The sequence below is a fragment of the Microbacterium sufflavum genome, assembly GCF_023101165.1.
In the GTDB taxonomy this organism is placed as follows: domain Bacteria; phylum Actinomycetota; class Actinomycetes; order Actinomycetales; family Microbacteriaceae; genus Microbacterium; species Microbacterium sufflavum.
Window position 1 is genome coordinate 2,126,711 of record NZ_CP078076.1, and the last position, 15,247, is coordinate 2,141,957.

The 15,247-nt window shown below is 72.9% G+C and carries 14 protein-coding genes; 5 read left to right on the forward strand and 9 right to left on the reverse strand.

Annotation, left to right across the window (positions count from 1 at the left end; genetic code table 11):
• Nucleotides 1-12: 12 nt before the first annotated feature.
• Complete coding sequence (locus KV394_RS10380; RefSeq protein WP_136034182.1) at nucleotides 13-870, reverse strand: MurR/RpiR family transcriptional regulator; 858 nt, start codon at nucleotides 868-870, stop codon at nucleotides 13-15.
• Nucleotides 871-1,005: 135 nt separating this feature from the next.
• Here KV394_RS10380 and KV394_RS10385 point away from each other — a divergent pair, with 135 nt between their 5' ends.
• Both KV394_RS10385 and murQ read left to right on the forward strand, forming a co-directional pair.
• Nucleotides 1,006-1,899: an N-acetylglucosamine kinase gene (locus KV394_RS10385; protein ID WP_247981384.1), complete on the forward strand. Its 894-nt coding sequence runs from the start codon at nucleotides 1,006-1,008 to the stop codon at nucleotides 1,897-1,899.
• The gene (gene murQ, locus KV394_RS10390) at nucleotides 1,889-2,824 is read left to right on the forward strand and encodes an N-acetylmuramic acid 6-phosphate etherase (RefSeq protein WP_247981385.1); all 936 of its coding nucleotides are present in this window, start codon (nucleotides 1,889-1,891) and stop codon (nucleotides 2,822-2,824) included. Before KV394_RS10385 ends, murQ begins: the two co-directional genes overlap by 11 nt.
• A gap of 39 nt (nucleotides 2,825-2,863) precedes the next feature.
• On the opposite strand, the gene KV394_RS10395 is transcribed toward murQ, so the two are convergent.
• Together KV394_RS10395 and KV394_RS10400 are read right to left on the reverse strand one after the other, a co-directional pair.
• Nucleotides 2,864-4,852 (reverse strand): primary-amine oxidase, encoded by a 1,989-nt coding sequence (locus KV394_RS10395; RefSeq protein WP_247981386.1) that lies wholly within the window; start codon nucleotides 4,850-4,852, stop codon nucleotides 2,864-2,866.
• A gap of 94 nt (nucleotides 4,853-4,946) precedes the next feature.
• The gene (locus KV394_RS10400; RefSeq protein WP_247981387.1) at nucleotides 4,947-5,531 is read right to left on the reverse strand and encodes a TetR/AcrR family transcriptional regulator; all 585 of its coding nucleotides are present in this window, start codon (nucleotides 5,529-5,531) and stop codon (nucleotides 4,947-4,949) included.
• 65 nt (nucleotides 5,532-5,596) lie between these two features.
• On the opposite strand from KV394_RS10400, the gene KV394_RS10405 reads away from it, so the two are divergent.
• Nucleotides 5,597-6,136 carry a hypothetical protein gene (locus KV394_RS10405; RefSeq protein ID WP_247981388.1) on the forward strand — a complete coding sequence of 180 codons (540 nt, stop codon included), beginning with the start codon at nucleotides 5,597-5,599 and terminating at the stop codon, nucleotides 6,134-6,136.
• A 40-nt stretch (nucleotides 6,137-6,176) separates the two neighbouring features.
• Here the strand turns inward: KV394_RS10405 and KV394_RS10410 are convergent, their stop codons facing one another.
• The 6 genes from KV394_RS10410 to KV394_RS10435 form a co-directional block, all read right to left on the reverse strand.
• Nucleotides 6,177-7,388 (reverse strand): multidrug effflux MFS transporter, encoded by a 1,212-nt coding sequence (locus KV394_RS10410; protein WP_247981389.1) that lies wholly within the window; start codon nucleotides 7,386-7,388, stop codon nucleotides 6,177-6,179.
• Nucleotides 7,385-8,368, reverse strand: a complete 984-nt coding sequence (locus KV394_RS10415; protein WP_136029021.1) for an alpha/beta hydrolase — start codon at nucleotides 8,366-8,368, stop codon at nucleotides 7,385-7,387. Before KV394_RS10415 ends, KV394_RS10410 begins: the two co-directional genes overlap by 4 nt.
• Nucleotides 8,365-9,363, reverse strand: coding sequence for an alpha/beta hydrolase (locus KV394_RS10420; protein WP_136035479.1), 999 nt, complete (start codon nucleotides 9,361-9,363; stop codon nucleotides 8,365-8,367). The genes KV394_RS10415 and KV394_RS10420 overlap by 4 nt, the downstream gene beginning before the upstream one ends.
• A 77-nt stretch (nucleotides 9,364-9,440) precedes the next feature.
• The gene (locus tag KV394_RS10425; protein ID WP_136029025.1) at nucleotides 9,441-10,400 is read right to left on the reverse strand and encodes an aldo/keto reductase; all 960 of its coding nucleotides are present in this window, start codon (nucleotides 10,398-10,400) and stop codon (nucleotides 9,441-9,443) included.
• Nucleotides 10,401-10,408: 8 nt separating this feature from the next.
• Nucleotides 10,409-11,524, reverse strand: coding sequence for a zinc-binding dehydrogenase (locus KV394_RS10430; protein WP_247981390.1), 1,116 nt, complete (start codon nucleotides 11,522-11,524; stop codon nucleotides 10,409-10,411).
• A 94-nt stretch (nucleotides 11,525-11,618) separates the two neighbouring features.
• The gene (locus tag KV394_RS10435; RefSeq protein ID WP_247981391.1) at nucleotides 11,619-12,353 is read right to left on the reverse strand and encodes an SDR family NAD(P)-dependent oxidoreductase; all 735 of its coding nucleotides are present in this window, start codon (nucleotides 12,351-12,353) and stop codon (nucleotides 11,619-11,621) included.
• A gap of 123 nt (nucleotides 12,354-12,476) precedes the next feature.
• Between KV394_RS10435 and KV394_RS10440 the strand changes: the two genes are divergently transcribed.
• The gene (locus KV394_RS10440; protein ID WP_247981392.1) at nucleotides 12,477-13,439 is read left to right on the forward strand and encodes an aldo/keto reductase; all 963 of its coding nucleotides are present in this window, start codon (nucleotides 12,477-12,479) and stop codon (nucleotides 13,437-13,439) included.
• A 211-nt stretch (nucleotides 13,440-13,650) separates the two neighbouring features.
• Nucleotides 13,651-15,180: an ABC transporter substrate-binding protein gene (locus KV394_RS10445; RefSeq protein ID WP_247981393.1), complete on the forward strand. Its 1,530-nt coding sequence runs from the start codon at nucleotides 13,651-13,653 to the stop codon at nucleotides 15,178-15,180.
• Nucleotides 15,181-15,247 lie beyond the last annotated feature (67 nt).

The window sequence follows — 15,247 nt, forward strand, 5'->3', positions numbered from 1 at the left end:
GCGACGGCGCGATCAGTCGCGCAGGGCGTGCGTGGCCTGGCGGGTGCGGCGCAGGGCGTCGACGGTCTCGGCGTAGCGCCGCTTGGCCACGCCGATGAACAGGCAGTCGACCAGGGTGAGCTGCGCGATGCGGCTGACCATGGCTCCGGCGCGGAAGGCCGACTCCCGCACCTCGGTGAACAGCGCGTGATCGGCGGCGTGCGCGAGCGGGGAGTCCTTGGCCGAGGTGACGGCGACGGTCGCGGCGCCGTTCGCGCGCGCCGTCTCCAGGAACCGCACGGTCTCGATCGTCGACCCCGCGTGCGAGAAGCCGATCGCGACGGTGGGGGCCGCGTGCAGCACGGTCGCCGCGACGGCCTCGTGCGGGTCGGCGAGCACGTGCGCGTTGCGGCCGACGCGCAGCAGCTTGTGCGCGAGGTCCTCCGCCACGAACTGGCTCGCGCCGATGCCGTACAGCAGGATGCGGTCGGCGCCGTCGATCGCGTCGATGGCGGCCTCGAGCACGTCGAAGTCGAGCTGGGCGACGGTCTCCTCGATGGCCAGGAGCTCGAGCGCCGCGAGCTTCGACACCGCCTCCTGCAGCGTGTCCTCGTCGGAGATCTCCGAGCCGAAGGCGCCGCGGGCCGAGAACTGCGCGGCCTCTTTGCCGAGCTCGGTCGCGAGGGCCATGCGCAGCGGGGCGTAGCCGCTGAAGCCGATGGCGCGGCAGAACCGCACGACGGAGGCGACCGAGGTCTGGCACTCCTCAGCGAGCTCGTTGATGGTCTTGTCGATCACGATCGAGGGGTTCTCGCGGACCACCGTCGCGATGCGGGCGAGCGAGGGCGGCAGCGTCGATGCGGCCGCTTCGATCGTCGACTGGATGCTCAATCGGTCCTCCGGGGATGTGGGATTCTCAAGTATGTCGTGACGGGGGTCGTGACAAGAATGGTAAATTCTTTTCAGTGAGTCTACTTCGCATGTAGTCTCTTTTCGTTACTTCCACCGCGTCCCCGAGGAGAGCCGATGAGCGCCCCGCCGACCGCCACCGTCGATCTCGGCAAGTCCCGCTGCCGCGTCGTCGTGCACGCGGAACCGCGCGTGGAGCGCTCGGGCCTCGGCGCCCCGGGTCTGGCGTCCGCCGGCGGCGTGACCGCGGCCCTCGACGCCATCCTCCCGCTGCTCGACGGGCTCCCGCGGCTCGATGCGATCGGCGTGGGAGCGGCCGGCGCGTGGTTCGCGCCGGACGCGGCCGTCGAGCTCGCCGGTCTGCTCGCGGCGCGCACCGGGGCCCGCGTCGCGGTCGCCTCCGACGTCGTGACCGCCCAAGCCGGAGCACTCGACGGGGGAGCGGGCGTGCTGCTCATCGCGGGCACCGGCGCCGCGGCCCTCGGCATCGACGCGGACGGCGCGCGGCTGATCGACGGCTGGGGCCCGGAGCTCGGCGACCTCGGCAGCGGCTCCTGGCTCGGGCGCGAGACGCTGCGGGCCGTGCTCCGCGCCGCCGACGGCCTGGCCGGCCCCACCGCTCTCACCGCCGCCGTCGCGGGACCCGTCGGGGCCCCGTCCGACGTGCAGGCCTGGCTCGCGGGCGACGGCGCGCTCGCCCGGCGCCTGGCGACCCTCGCCCCGCTCGTGCTCGACGCCGCCGAAGCCGGAGACGACGTCGCCGCCGCGATCGCGACCGAGGCCGTGCGCCTGCTCACCACCAGCGCGGTCGCCGCCTCCGCCATCACGACCGACGTGGCCGTGCACGGCGGGCTCGCCGATCACGCCTGGTTCCGCGACACCCTGAGCTCCTCCCTGCGTGCGGCCGGCCGTCGTGTCGTCCCGGCGCGGGGCGATGCCCTGGCCGGCGCGCTGCTGCTGACCCGCCGCGTCGACCTCCCTCACGAAAGGTTCGTGCACCGTGCCGAATGACGACTCCCGCCTCGCCGCCCTCCTCTCCGTCCTGGAGACGCTCGACACCGAGGCGTCGACGACCGAGCGCGGCGACCTCGACCTGCTCGAGACGACCGAGCTCGTGCGCCGCATGAACGCCGAGGACCGTCGGGTGCCCGAGGCCGTCGCCGAGCGGACGGCCGAGATCGCCGCCGCGGTCGACGGCATCACGGAGCGGTTCCGCCGCGGGGGACGCCTGATCTACATCGGCGCGGGGACGGCCGGGCGCATCGGCGTGCTCGACGCCAGCGAATGCCCGCCCACCTTCGGCACCGACCCCTCCATGGTGGTCGGCCTGATCGCGGGCGGCGAGACCGCGATCCGCTCCGCCGTCGAGAACGCCGAGGACGACGAGGAGGCCGCCGGAGACTCGCTGCGCGCGCTCGACCTCACCGAGCGCGACACGGTGGTCGGCATCTCCGCGTCCGGTCGCACGCCGTACGTCGTCGGTGGGCTCGAGTACGCCCGCAGCGTCGGCGCGCTGACCGTGGCGATCGCGTCGAACGCGAACTCGGCGATCGGCGCGGTGGCCGACATCCCGATCGAGGTCGTGACCGGGCCCGAGTTCATCTCCGGCTCCACGCGCCTGAAGTCGGGCACGGCGCAGAAGCTCGTGGTCAACATGCTTACCACGCTCTCCATGATCAAGCTCGGCAAGACGTACCGCGGCGTCATGGTCGACCTGCTCGCCACCAACGAGAAGCTGCACGCGCGGTCGATCCGCACCGTGTCGCAGCTGTCGGGGGTCGGCGTCGACGAGGCCGCCTCGGCACTGCAGCAGGCGCAGGGCTCGGTCAAGCTCGCCCTGCTCATGCTCGCCACGGCTGCTCCCGTCGAGACCGCCGCGACCGCGCTCGCCGGTGCCGACGGCATCCTCCGCGACGCGATCTCCGCCCTCGCCTGACCCCCGCCCGCGACGGATGCGGGCGGAGGACGCGGCTCGTCAGTGGCCGCAGGTGCAGTCCGCCCCGCCGCCGCAGCACGACGAGGCCGCGGCGCCGCCGTGGGCCTGCGACGACTCGGGCACGTCCATCGCCGGGTTCTGGTCGAGGAAGCCGGAGGGCTTGAACCAGAAGCCCGCATAGTCGACGGGCATGATCGGCCAGTCCTCCGGGCGCGGGAAGTGCGTGAGGCCGAACGTGTGCCACAGCACCAGATCTTCGCCGTCGATGCGACGGTCGCCCGCGCTGTACTCGGGGAGGCCGGAGCCGCCCTGGTGCGCGTTGGGGTAGCGGCCGGCCGGCCAGATCTGCCCGTGCTCGTAGCGCGTCGCCCACAGGTGCTTGGTCGCGAACGTCGCCCGCGCCGCCACCGACGAGGCGGGGTCGGCCATCAGCAGTGCGGTCGGCTCCGGCACCAGGTGATAGGCGGTGGGGCGGCCGACGTGGTTCGTGCGCGAGGCGCTCTGCACCTCCCACACCCGGGCGACCGAGGTGTCGGCCTCGCGCTGTGCGGCGTGCTCGGTCTCCAGCACCGTCTCCGACCAGGAGAACGCGTTGCCGAAGGGGTTCTCCGGTCCCATCGGCACCCGCTGCGCGTCGACCTCGACGAGCCGGTTGTCGGAGCCGTCGATCGCCACGTCGAGCCGGGCGCAGAAGAGGTGCTGGTGCACGGGGGCGAACACCCCTGGCGCGAGCTCGGTGGCGTGCTTCTGCCGCACGCCCGGCTCCCCGGCGCCCGCGAACACGATGCCCGTGGCCTTGGCGACCACCTCGATCGAGCCGTCCAGTCCGAAGTTCCAGTAGAAGCCGTAGTCGTAGTTGCCGATCGTGGAGAAGTACGACACCACGAAGCGCCGGGAGCGCCGCACGTCGGATCGGCCCGCGAGATCGGTGTGCTTCCACAGGATCCCGAAGTCCTCCTCGTGCATGCAGATCACGTTCGGGATGCGCACCGGGTGGCCGTGGTCGTCGGCGACGTAGCCGTCGAGGTAGCGGATCACGCCGAGGCAGTCGCACCCCAGTTCCAGGTGGTTGGCGTTCTTGCCGAGCAGGTACTCGCCCGCGTCGAAGTAGCTGATCCAGAATCGCCCGGGGGCCGTGTCGCCGTAGGGCACCACCATCTCGGGCACGCTCGCGCGGTGCAGCACGGAGCGCCCCTGGAACGAGACGTCGTGCAGCACGAGGCCCTCGCGGGCGTTGAAGCCGACGCGCATCGACCAGCCCTCCCACTCGACGAGCGAGCCGGACACGTGGAAGCTCGTGCCCTGCGGCTGGGTGATCTCGATGGGCATGAGCGTCGTGCGCGCCTCGCCCTGCACCTCGGGGTAGTAGTTGCCGTGACCCGCGGGCACCGGCACATCCCCCTCGTCCTCCACGCGGATCACGCTGTTCGCGGTGAGGTCGATGTGCACGATCAGGCCCTCGACCGGGTGTGCCCACGGCGAGTCGTTCTCGTCGTACTTGAGGAAGGTGAGCGAGCGGATGACGCGGCGGCCCACCTCGTCGGCGCGACCCGTGTAGCCGGGGGCGAGGGGGGAGCAGAACGCGAGGTCGATGTGCTCCGCGAGGCCCCGCCGCTCCATGGCGGCCCGCCACTCGGGCGACGCCTTCGCGATGGCCTCGGCCCGCTCGTACTCCTCGAACAGGTACTGCGGCTGACCGTACGGCGGGGCGTCGTTGGGCACGCGCTCGCTGCGCACGATCTCCCCGCGCGTGATCGACACGATCACCTCGGTGGCGACGCCCGTGGCGGTGTCGAGCAGCGTCACGTCGGCGCGGCGATCGATGGGGGAGCCGGGGCTCCACGCCGCGAGCTCCTCCTTGGTGGCCTCGTCGGGCAGCAGCATCGGCACGCGGGTGGTCTCGGTCATCAGTCCGGCCGCCTCCAGCACCGCGCGGGCGGCGGCGATCTCGGCACCGGTGAGCGGGTCGAGCGGGTGCGGAACCGCGATCTTCTCGACGGAGACGGGCTGCGGGGCGTGGTGGGACATCGTCGACCTCACTATTTTCGAGCAAACGCTCAAGAAACGGGATGGCACGATGATAGGCCGCGCGGACGCGGGTGCACAAGCGCCGGCTCGCGGGTCAGGCGCGCCAGGGGGCGAGGATGCCGTCGAGCACTGCGAGGTGGGCCGCGGCGGGCTGCGGCTCGGTCACCTCGACGATCTGCTGGCCGTACGTGATGGAGCGCAGCAGTGCCATGACCGCCGCGGTGGGCGTCTGCGGCCGCAGCTCTCCGTCGTCGACCGCCTCCTGCAGGGCCTCGCGGATGCTGTCCTGCCAGGTCGCGAGGGTCGGGGAGGCCGCGTCGGGCGCGGGGGCGAGCGTGGCCAGGCGCCCCCAGAACCCCACCACGACGTGCGCCTCGGTGCGGGTGCGCTCGTCGACCGGCAGCACCTCGCGCATCAGGGCGTCGAGGCGCGCGAGGCCGCGCAGCCCCGCGGTGGCCTCGGCGATGCGCTGGTCGGTGCGGCGGGTGACCTCGGCGGCGGCCGCGCGGACGACGTCGTCGAACCCGTCGAAGTAGTGCCACAGCGAACCGGTGGCCACCCCGAGCTCCTTCGCGACCGCGCGGGAGGACACGCTCTCGTGGCCGTCGCGGGCGGCGACGGCGAGCAGCGCGTCGGCGATCTGCCGGCGGCGCTCATCGTGGTCGACGATGCGGGGCACGTGCCCATCCTCTCGTAGACGGTCGGGTCTAGCGATATTGAGCGCTCGATCAATATACTGCGACCGTGGAACCCCTCGTCCCCGCAGCACCGTGGCTGATGGCCGCCGCCGCGCTCGTCTCCGCCGTCGCGTGCGTGGCGGCGTGGCGGGCGGTGCCGTGGCAGGGGAGGCAGTCGGCGCTGGTGATGGCCGCCGGGATGCTCGTGCTCGCGATCCCCGCGGTCGACGCCCTGACGCGGCTCGCGCTCGGCGCGGTGCTCCTGGTCTCCGCAATGCTCGGCACCATGGGCGTGCGCGGCACCGCGGCCGCCGCCACCTGCTGTCACCGGGCGCTGGTGTCGCTCGTGATGGCGGTGTGCGCGTTCGACGGATCCGTCGTGGTCTCCTCGGTCGAGCGCGCCGTCACGCCGACCGGCCACGGCGGGCACGGCCTCGGGGGCGTGCTCTCGGCGCTCGTGATGATCGGGGTCGCCGCGGTCGTGCTGTGGACCGTGGCGGCGGCGTGGTTCGTGCCTCCGCAGCACCACGGTCGCACCGGGCGTCTGCTCGCCACGGAGTCGTGGGCGATGGCCGCGGGCGTCGCCGTCATGTGCCTCGGCTTCTGACCGCGGGGCGGGCGGGAGTCGGGCGACCTGACCGGGCGGCTCAGGTGCGCGCGGCCGGACGCACGAACGCCCACGCGGCGACCGCGGCGACGGCGGCCGCGAGGGTCATGGTCACGGCCATGGTCATGGCGTTCGTGCCGCCGACGCCCGCCGCGACCGGGGCCAGCACGGGCCCGAACAGGAAGGTGGACATGCCGAGCAGGGCCGATGCGGTGCCCGCGCGCGAACCGTGGTGCGCGAGCGCGAGGGTCTGCCCGTTCGGGCCGCCGACGCCGGAGCACAGCATGAAGCCGACCAGGGCCGCGATCACCCCGGTCACCCCGGTCCCGGCGACGGCCAGCACCAGGAAGGTCGCGGTCGCCAGCAGCGTCGCGGTGCTGCCGCCCAGGTACACGCGGAGCGGGCCCCACCGTCGCACCACCAGCCGGCTCGTCTGGCTGCCCACGATGCTCGCGAGCGCCCCGGCCGCGAACGCCAGGCTGAACGCCTGCGGGCTCAGCCCGAACTCGTCCTGCAGCACGAACGACGACATCGACAGGTAGGTGAAGAACGCCACCCCGCCGCCCGCCGAGGCGCACAGCACCGCGGCGAACAGGCGGTCGTGGAGCACGGCGCCCGCGTGACCGCCGAGCGTGCGCAGGCCGCCGCCGTGCCGGTCGTCGGGGTGCAGCGTCTCGGGCAGGGCGAACACGACCACGAGCAGCAGCACGACCCCGACCGCCGCGAGCACGCCGAAGATGCCGCGCCAGTCCATGACCCGTGCGAGCTGGCCGCCCACCACGGGGGCGATGATCGGGGCCGTGCCCGAGACCAGGAACAGCAGCGACAGCATGCGCGACAGCTCCACGCCCTCGAACTGATCGCGCGCGACCGCGAGGCAGATGACGATGCCCGCCGATCCGGCGAGGCCCTGCAGGAACCGCGCCACCAGCAGCAGCTCGATGCTCGGGGCGACCGCGCACACGGCGGACAGCACCGCGAACGCGGCTACGCCGACGAGGAGCGGACGCTTCCGGCCCAGCCGGTCGCTGAGGGGACCGGCGATGAGCTGCCCGAGACCCAGGCCGATCATGCACGCCGACATCGTGACCTGCGCGAGCGCCTCGGTCGTGCCGAGCGACGCCGCGAGCTGCGGCAGCTGCGGCAGGTACAGGTCCATCGACAGCGGCCCGAACGCCTCCAGCATCCCGAGCACGAGCATCGCCCGGAGCGTGCCCATGCGGGCGGGCTCCGGGCGCGCCGGGATGCTCATCCGCCCGGGCGCAGCACGCGGCGCAGCCAGCTCTCCCGCGCCGCGACCGCCGCCAGCGACACCTCGGCCTCCGGCGAGAACCCGGAGAAGCCGTGGTACCCGCCGGCCCACACGTGCAGCTCGGCCTGACCGCCGGTCGCCCAGATGCGCAGCGCGTAGTCCACGGCCTCGTCGCGGAAGGTCTCGGCAGCCCCGACCTCGATGAACGCGGGGGCGAGTCCGGACAGGTCGGTGGCGCGTGCGGGGGCCGTGTACGGCGAGACCCGGTCGGTGAAGCGGTCGTCTCCGGCGATGGCGTCCCACGCGGTGTCGTTGTTGTTGCGGTCCCAGGCGCCGAAGCCGTCGTACTGCCGGGCGGACGGCGTCTCGTTGCGGTCGTCCAGCATCGGGCAGCCGAGCAGCTGCCCGGCCAGCCGCGGTCCGCCGCGGTCGCGGGAGAGCAGGGCCACCGCGGCCGACAGCCCGCCGCCCGCGCTCTGCCCCGACGCGATGATGCGGTCGGGGTCGATGCCGAGGTCGTCGGCGTGCGCGGCCATCCACTCCAGCGCCGCGTAGCAGTCCTCCGCCTGCGCCGGGCCCGGATGCTCCGGCGCGAGGCGGTACTCCACCGCGACGCCGACGACGCCGTGCCGGTCGGCCAGGTCGATCAGCTCGGCGGTGCCGAAGAAGCGGGTGCCGAGCACCATGCCGCCGCCGTGGATCGACAGGACGGCGGGCGCCGGCCCGGTCGCGGGGGCGGACGGCCGCACGATCGTGACCTCCAGGTCGGGCGCACCGGCGGGGCCGGGGATCACGCGGTCCTCCCACGTCACCGCCCTGCCCTCGGCCTGCACCGCGATGGGCGGGATGATCGTGGCGAAGTGGTCGCGGTTGGCGTGGATGGTGTCGGCGCGCAGCGGGATGCCCTCCACGAGCTGCACGAACGCGTCGAGCCCGGCGACCAGCTCGGGGTCGTACGGCACGGGAGCGGGCGCGGTCATCGGGCGGCCCGCCAGATCCGGCGCAGCCACGACGACCGTGCGGCGAGGGCGGCCCGGGTGATCTCCGCCTCCGGCATGTACATGTCGAAGCCGTGCGCGCCGCCGCCCCACACGTGCAGCTCGGCCTGGCCGCCCGTGGCCCAGATGCCGAGCGCGTAGGCGGTGTCCTCGTCGCGGAAGGTCTCCGCCTCGCCCACCTCGATGTACGCGGGGGGAAGACCGGACAGATCGGTCGCGCGGCTCGGGGCCGCGTAGGCGGGGGCCTCGTCGCTGAACGCGAGGTCGTCGCCGAGCACGCACGACCACGCCAGCAGGTTCATGTCGCGCTGCCACGTGCCGATGCCGTCGTACTGCAAGCTGGCGACCGAGGTGTTGGTGTTGTCGATCATGGGGCACAGCAGCAGCTGCCCCGCCATGACCGGGCCCTTCCGGTCGCGCGCCAGCAGGGCGACCGCGGCCGTGAGCCCGCCCCCGGCGCTGCCGCCGCCGACGACGAGGCGCTCCGGGTCGATGCCGAGCTCGGCGGCGTGCTCGTGCGTCCAGACGAACGCCGCGTAGCAGTCCTCCACACCGGCGGGGTACGGGTCTTCCGGGGCGAGCCGGTACTCCACGTTCACGGCGACCACGCGGTGCTCCGCGACGATGTCGACCACGCGCGCGGTCTCCCACGAGCGGTGGCCGACGATCATGCCGCCGCCGTGGATGTTCACGAACCCGGGCAGCACCTCGGTCGCGGAATCCGCGGGGCGGAACACCGTGATCTCGATGTCGGGTGCGCCCGCGGGGCCGGGGATCACGCGGTCCTCCCACACGATCGGGCGGCCCGCGATGACGGTGTCGTTGTCGGGGAACATCCGGTCGACGCCCTCGCGCGGCAGCGTGTCGCGGGTGAGGGGAGGCTGCGGGTTCTTCGCGATCTCGTCCAGCACGGCCTGCACCTCGGGGTCGAACGGGACGGGCGGGACGGTGGGGTGTCCGGCGGCGGTGGCGGTCATGTCTCTCCTCAGTGGGGCGGGGGCGGGGGCGGGGGCGGCGTGGGGCGGGGCGGGTGTGTGGGGGTCTGCGGACGGTGTCAGGGGCCTTCGGGGTCGACCACGCCGCGGTCGGCCCAGAAGGGTTCGACCAGGCGGCGCAGCTCGTCGGCGCCGATGCGGTCGACGAGGTCGGCGGCGTCGAGGTTCGCGTGCAGCTGTGCCACGCGGGAGGCGCCGAACAGGGTGGTCGTGAGGGCGGGGTGTGTGAGTGTGAACGCGATGCCGAGCTGGGCCGGGGTCGTGTCGAGCGACTCCGCGAGCGCCGTGAACGCCGGCACGTCGGCGATGATCCGCTCCCGGATGTCGCCGGGGTCGCGGCCGATCTGGCGGTCGCCCTTCACGTTCCCCGCGAGCACGCCGCCCTCCAGGCAGTCGGAGGCCTGCAGCGTGAGGCCCTGCTCCCAGAGCCGCGCGAACGGCTCGCCGTCGGGGATCGAGCGCCGTGCCACGCTGTACTTCAGCTGCGCGATCTGCGGCCCGGGCACGCCCTCCGCCGCGGCGAGGTCGAGCAGGCGCTGGATGGACGACGCCGACCAGTTGTTCACGCCCCACGCGCGGATGAGTCCCGCATCGGCGAGGCGCGCGAGGTCGAGCACGAGGTCGCGCAGGTCGAGGTCGTCGCGGCGCAGGTCGCCCAGGATCACGAGGTCGGCGTGCTCCACGCCCACCCGCATCAGGGCGTTCTCGAGCTGCGGGCGGAAGCCGTCGTCACCGAAGGCCTCCAGCCACAGCTTCGACGACAGCAGCCACTCGTCGCGGCGCAGACCCGCCGCGCGCACCATGGCCGAGAAGATCACGTCGGTGAACACCGGAGGGGCGCCGGGCGCGGAGTAGACGCCGACGTCGAAGAGGTTCACGCCGCGGTCGGTCGCCTGGCGCAGCAGCTCGACGGCGTCGGCGAAGTCCATGCGGTCGTAGGTGTGCCACGAGCCGAGCGAGAACAGGGAGGCGTGCAGGCTGCTGCGGCCGATCTCGCGACGGGGGAGAGGGGTGGTCATGGTGCTCCTCAGAGGCTCGGGTCGATGACGGCCTTGACCTCATCGAGGTGGTGCATGTGGGCGATCTTGGCGGAGGCCTCGGCGAGACCGACCGGGGCGCTGAACAGGTCGTCCCAGGGGAAGCGGTCGGCGAACGCGGTGAAGAAGTCGATGGCGTGGGCGTAGTCGGAGATGTCGCCGTTGAGCGAGCCGACGACCGTGAGCTCCTTGCCCATGATCGTGCTGAGGGGGAAGCCGTCGCCCGCGGGGCCGGTGGAGCCGACGATCGCGATGGTGCCGCGCTGCGCCGCCATGCCCACCGCGTCGGGACCCACGCTCGGGGCGCCCGCGAAGTCGAACACGTGGTCGGCGCCGTGGCCGCCCGTGAGCTCCATGACCTGGTCGACGACGGGCCCGTCGCGGAAGTCGACCACGGCGTCGGCGCCGAAGCGGGCGGCGAGCTCCAGCCGGGCGGCGGGGGCGCCGACCGTGATGACCTGCCCGGCGCCCGCGATGGTGGCGACGGCGGTGGCGAAGATGCCGAGCGCGCCCGACCCCTGCACCACGACGCGGGAGCCGGGGCGGATGCGGCCGGCGCGCTCGAACGCGCGCAGCACGGTCTTGGCCGCGCAGCCCGCCATCGACGCCCAGGTGTCCTTCACCGCCGCGGGCAGCAGCAGCTTCGCGGCGCCGGGGGTGACGTAGGCGTACTCCGACAGCCCGGCGGTGGCGTACGGCGGTACGTCGGACCGCTGCAGGAAGCCGTAGCCGCGGCGCGAGCAGGCGACGGGTTCGCGCAGCACGACGCAGCCGTGGCACTCGCCGCACGTGGACTCCGACCAGCCGATGCGGTCGCCGGGGGAGAGCGGGCGGCCGAGGGCGTCGCGCGTGTCGGGTCCGGTGGCCACGATCTCGCCGACCATCTCGTGGCCGAGCACCATCGGGAGCATGCCGGGGAAGGTCATCCGGCCCTCCCAGATCTCGATGTCGGTGCCGCACAGGGTCGTGCAGGCGATGCGCACGAGGGCGGCGCCCGGCTCGATCTCGGTCGGCAGCGGGAGGTCCTGCAGGGTGAGCGGCTCGCCGTGCGCGGTGAGCACGGCGGCGCGGGTCGTGGTCGGGCGGGTCGGGGCGGGGAGGGTCATGCGGTTCTCCTGTCGCGGGACGGGTGGGGGATCGGGAACGCTCCGCGAGGGGCGGGGTGCGGATCCGATCCCGTGACGGATGCGGGCGGACGGGTCAGACCAGGAGCTGGCCGCCGTCGACCGGCACCGAGACGCCGGTGATGTGGCCGGCGGCGTCGCTCGCGAGGAACAGCACGAGCGGCGTGACCTGGTCGACCTCGGCGATCGTGCCGAGCGGGATGCGCGACTCCCAGGCCGCGCGGGCGTCGGGGTTCGAGGCGAAGTCGGCGGTGAGCGGGGTGAGCACCGGGCCGGGGGCGACCGCGTTCACGCGCACGCCCGCGGTGGCGAGCTCGATCGCGGCGGTGCGGGTGAGGGCGTCGACCGCGGCCTTGGTGGCCTCGTAGTGCCCGAGGCCCGGGGTGGGCTGTCGGGCGCCGATGGACGAGATGTTGACGATGCTGCCGCGTCCGGCCGCCGCGAGCAGCGCGCCGAACACGCGGAGCATGAGGAACGTGCCGCGCACGTTGACGCGCAGGGCCGCATCGACCGCATCGACCGGGACCTCCTGCAGCGTGCCGCCGCCCGCGACGACCCCGGCGTTGTTCACGAGCACGTCGAGCCCGCCGGTGGCCGTGATGCGGTCGGCCGCGGCCAGGACGGAGGCCTCGTCGGCGATGTCGAGGGGGAGGGCGGTGGCGCCGATCTCGGCCGCGACCGCGGCGGCGGCGTCGGCGTTCACGTCACCGAGGAACACCTCGTCGCCCGCGGAGCGGAAGGCGGTGGCGATGCCGCGGCCGAGGCCGGACGCCCCTCCGGTGACCAGGATGCGGCGCGGGGATGCGGTCATGTTCGTCCTCACTGACGGTGCTCTGACGGGATGAGTCCGTTATATTCTACAACCATAGAAAAATACAACCCCGGTTGCTGAGCGAGGAGCGCAGCGACGAGACGAAGCACGCGAAGGAGCGTCATGCCCGAATCGACCCACCCCCGCCGTCCGCTGCAGACGGGCGGTGCCCCGGTGCCGTCCCTCGCCCTCGGCTCCTGGAACACGTGGGACCGCATGGCGCCGGAGGAGGCGGTCGCGCTGATCCGCCGCGCGGTCGAGCTCGACGCCGGGTTCTTCGACGTCGCGTACTACAACATGGGCCCGCACGCCGAGAACTCGACGACCGACATCCTGTTCGGGCAGGCGCTGCGGGCGAGCGGTGTCGACCGCGACGACATCGTGCTGTGCGGCAAGCTGTGGCTGTGGGACTGGCCGAACCAGGGGTTCCGCGCGCAGCTCGTCGAGTCGCTCCAGCGGGCGGGGCTCGACCGGTTCGACACGCTCGTGGTGGGCGACTACCTCGATGCGCCCGACCTCCCGCGGCTCGTCGCCGACGTGAACGCCCTGATCGACGAGGGTCTCGTCGGCTCGTGGGGCATCAACAACTGGCGCATCGCCGACACCCGCGCCGCGCTCGCCGAGGCTCGGACGCGCGGGCTGGCCGGCCCCGCGTTCGCGCAGCTGAAGTACGGCATCGCGCGGCGGTCGATGGCCGAGGGCGACGCGTACGGGCCGCTGTTCGCCGACGGCACCCTCACCCTGCAGGCGTCCGACGTGTTCGAGGGCGGCATCCTCGCCACGGGCCGGACGCCGCAGCGCAAGATCGGCGCCGACGTGGGCGGCATCCGCGAGCGGATCGCGGCCCTGTACCCCGAGGTCGCGCGGGTGGCGGGGGAGTTCGGGGTGACGCCGGCCGCGCTCGGCATCGCCTTCTGCCTCGCGAATCCCGCCACCGCGAACGTGCTGTTCGGCGCCTCACGGCTCGAGCAGCTCGAGCAGAACCACGCCGCGCTCGCGCTCGTCCGCGACCACGGCCCCGAGGTGCGGGCGGCCCTCTCCGACGTCGCCGTGGACCGCGACGTGCGCGCGGATGGGGTGTGGTGACGGGAGTGGCGAGACGGGATGCTGCGCGCAGAGACAAGCCGGGTGCGCCCGGTGGCATGAGCTGTGCCCGTTGCCGCGGGAAACATGCTTGCGCTCTTTTTCCACACATGTAGACTAACCAGCACGACACATCGAGGTGGCGTCGATCCGGTCTCCCGGTCAGCGGCTCTTCGAACCTTCTTCACCACCCCTGCACCCGAGAGAAGGAACCATGAAACGAATGCCCCTCGCGCTCGCCGCAGCCGTGGCCGCGACCCTCGCGCTCACCAGCTGCAGCGGCGGCGGAACGCCATCGCCCTCCGAGGGCGGCGGCGCCGAAGGCCCCGACGCGCTCAACATCGGCAACTTCCTCGACATCACGTCGTGGGATCCGTCCCTGGCCGACATCGGGTTCGACGGCCCGTACCTCTCCGCGGTCTACGACGCCCTGATCGCCCTCGACGCCGACGGCGACCCGATCCCGTCGCTCGCCACCGAGTGGACCGTGGCCGACGACGACCTGAGCATCGACCTCGACCTCCGCACCGACGCCGTGTTCAGCGACGGCACCCCGGTCGACGTCGACGCCGTGCTCGCGAGCCTCGAGTACCTCAAGGCCGGCGCCCGCTCGGGTGAGGCCTACGTCAACGTCGACAGCTTCGAGAAGGTCGACGACGACACCGTCCGCATCAACCTCACGCAGCGCGACGACACGATCCTCTACTTCATGGGCCTCGGGCGCAGCTACATCGCGTCGCCCGCGTCGATCGAGGCCGGAACGCTCGGCAGCGAGCCGGTCGGCTCCGGTCCCTACGTGCTCGACAGCGCCACCAGCGTCCCCGGCGCGGAGTACCACTTCACCAAGACCGAGGACCACTGGGACGCGAAGACCTACCCCTTCGCCGAGCTCGCGATCTACCCGATCACCGACGCGACCGCCCGGCACAACGCCATGCTCAGCGGCCAGATCAACGTGCAGTACGGCGACGTCGCCAACCTGGAGCAGGCCGAGCAGCAGGGCTGGAACACCGCGCAGCGCGTGTCCGGCTGGGCGGGCCTGGTCATCACCGACCACACGGGGGCCAAGAGCGAGCCCCTCGGCAAGCTCGAGGTGCGCCAGGCGCTGAACTACGCGTTCGACGGTGCCGCGATCCTCGCCGCGGTCGGCAGCGGCGCCGGTGTCGCCACCAACCAGGTCTTCCCCGACGGAGGACCGATCAACGACCCGTCCCTCAACGACGCCTACGCGGTCGACATGGACAAGGCGAAGGAGCTGCTCGCTGACGCCGGGTACCCAGACGGCTTCGCGATCTCGATGCCCATGTCGCCCATCTTCGAGATGTGGAAGCCCTCGGCGGAGCAGGCGCTCACCGAGCTCGGCATCACCGTCACGTGGGACAACATGCAGATGCCGGACTACCAGCTCAACGCGCCGAACTACCCGATGTTCATCTCGTTCCTCGCGATGGACGGCAACGACGTCGCCACGGTGGCCCGCCAGGTCACGAGCGTCCAGTGGTTCAACCCGGAGCCCGACTACGCCGAGAACGACGTCATCGCGCCGCTCGTCGAGAAGGTGCAGACCGAACGAGGCGACGCCCAGACCGCGGCCGTCAAGGAGCTCAACGAGGCCCTGGTCGACCAGGCGTGGTGGTCGGTCTGGTACCAGGCGAACAACATCTACTACACGGCGCCCGGCATCCAGCTGCAGCCCGTCGTGGGCATGATGTTCCCGACCCTGCGCTACATCACCCAGGGCTGATGCCCGCCGGGGCGGCCACCCGACACCGGCCGCCCCGGCACCCTTCCCCCTCCGACCCTCCTCACCC

Bases quoted from the DNA above. Each gene is read 5' to 3' on its own strand.
- KV394_RS10425 (WP_136029025.1), bottom strand. From the start codon at position 10,400: ATGACCACCCCTCTCCCCCGTCGCGAGATCGGCCGCAGCAGCCTGCAC.
- KV394_RS10420 (WP_136035479.1), bottom strand. From the start codon at position 9,363: ATGACCGCCACCGCCGCCGGACACCCCACCGTCCCGCCCGTCCCGTTC.
- KV394_RS10435 (WP_247981391.1), bottom strand. From the start codon at position 12,353: ATGACCGCATCCCCGCGCCGCATCCTGGTCACCGGAGGGGCGTCCGGC.
- KV394_RS10385 (WP_247981384.1), top strand. From the start codon at position 1,006: ATGAGCGCCCCGCCGACCGCCACCGTCGATCTCGGCAAGTCCCGCTGC.
- KV394_RS10430 (WP_247981390.1), bottom strand. From the start codon at position 11,524: ATGACCCTCCCCGCCCCGACCCGCCCGACCACGACCCGCGCCGCCGTG.
- KV394_RS10395 (WP_247981386.1), bottom strand. From the start codon at position 4,852: ATGTCCCACCACGCCCCGCAGCCCGTCTCCGTCGAGAAGATCGCGGTT.
- KV394_RS10415 (WP_136029021.1), bottom strand. From the start codon at position 8,368: ATGACCGCGCCCGCTCCCGTGCCGTACGACCCCGAGCTGGTCGCCGGG.
- KV394_RS10440 (WP_247981392.1), top strand. From the start codon at position 12,477: ATGCCCGAATCGACCCACCCCCGCCGTCCGCTGCAGACGGGCGGTGCC.
- KV394_RS10445 (WP_247981393.1), top strand. From the start codon at position 13,651: ATGAAACGAATGCCCCTCGCGCTCGCCGCAGCCGTGGCCGCGACCCTC.
- KV394_RS10410 (WP_247981389.1), bottom strand. From the start codon at position 7,388: ATGAGCATCCCGGCGCGCCCGGAGCCCGCCCGCATGGGCACGCTCCGG.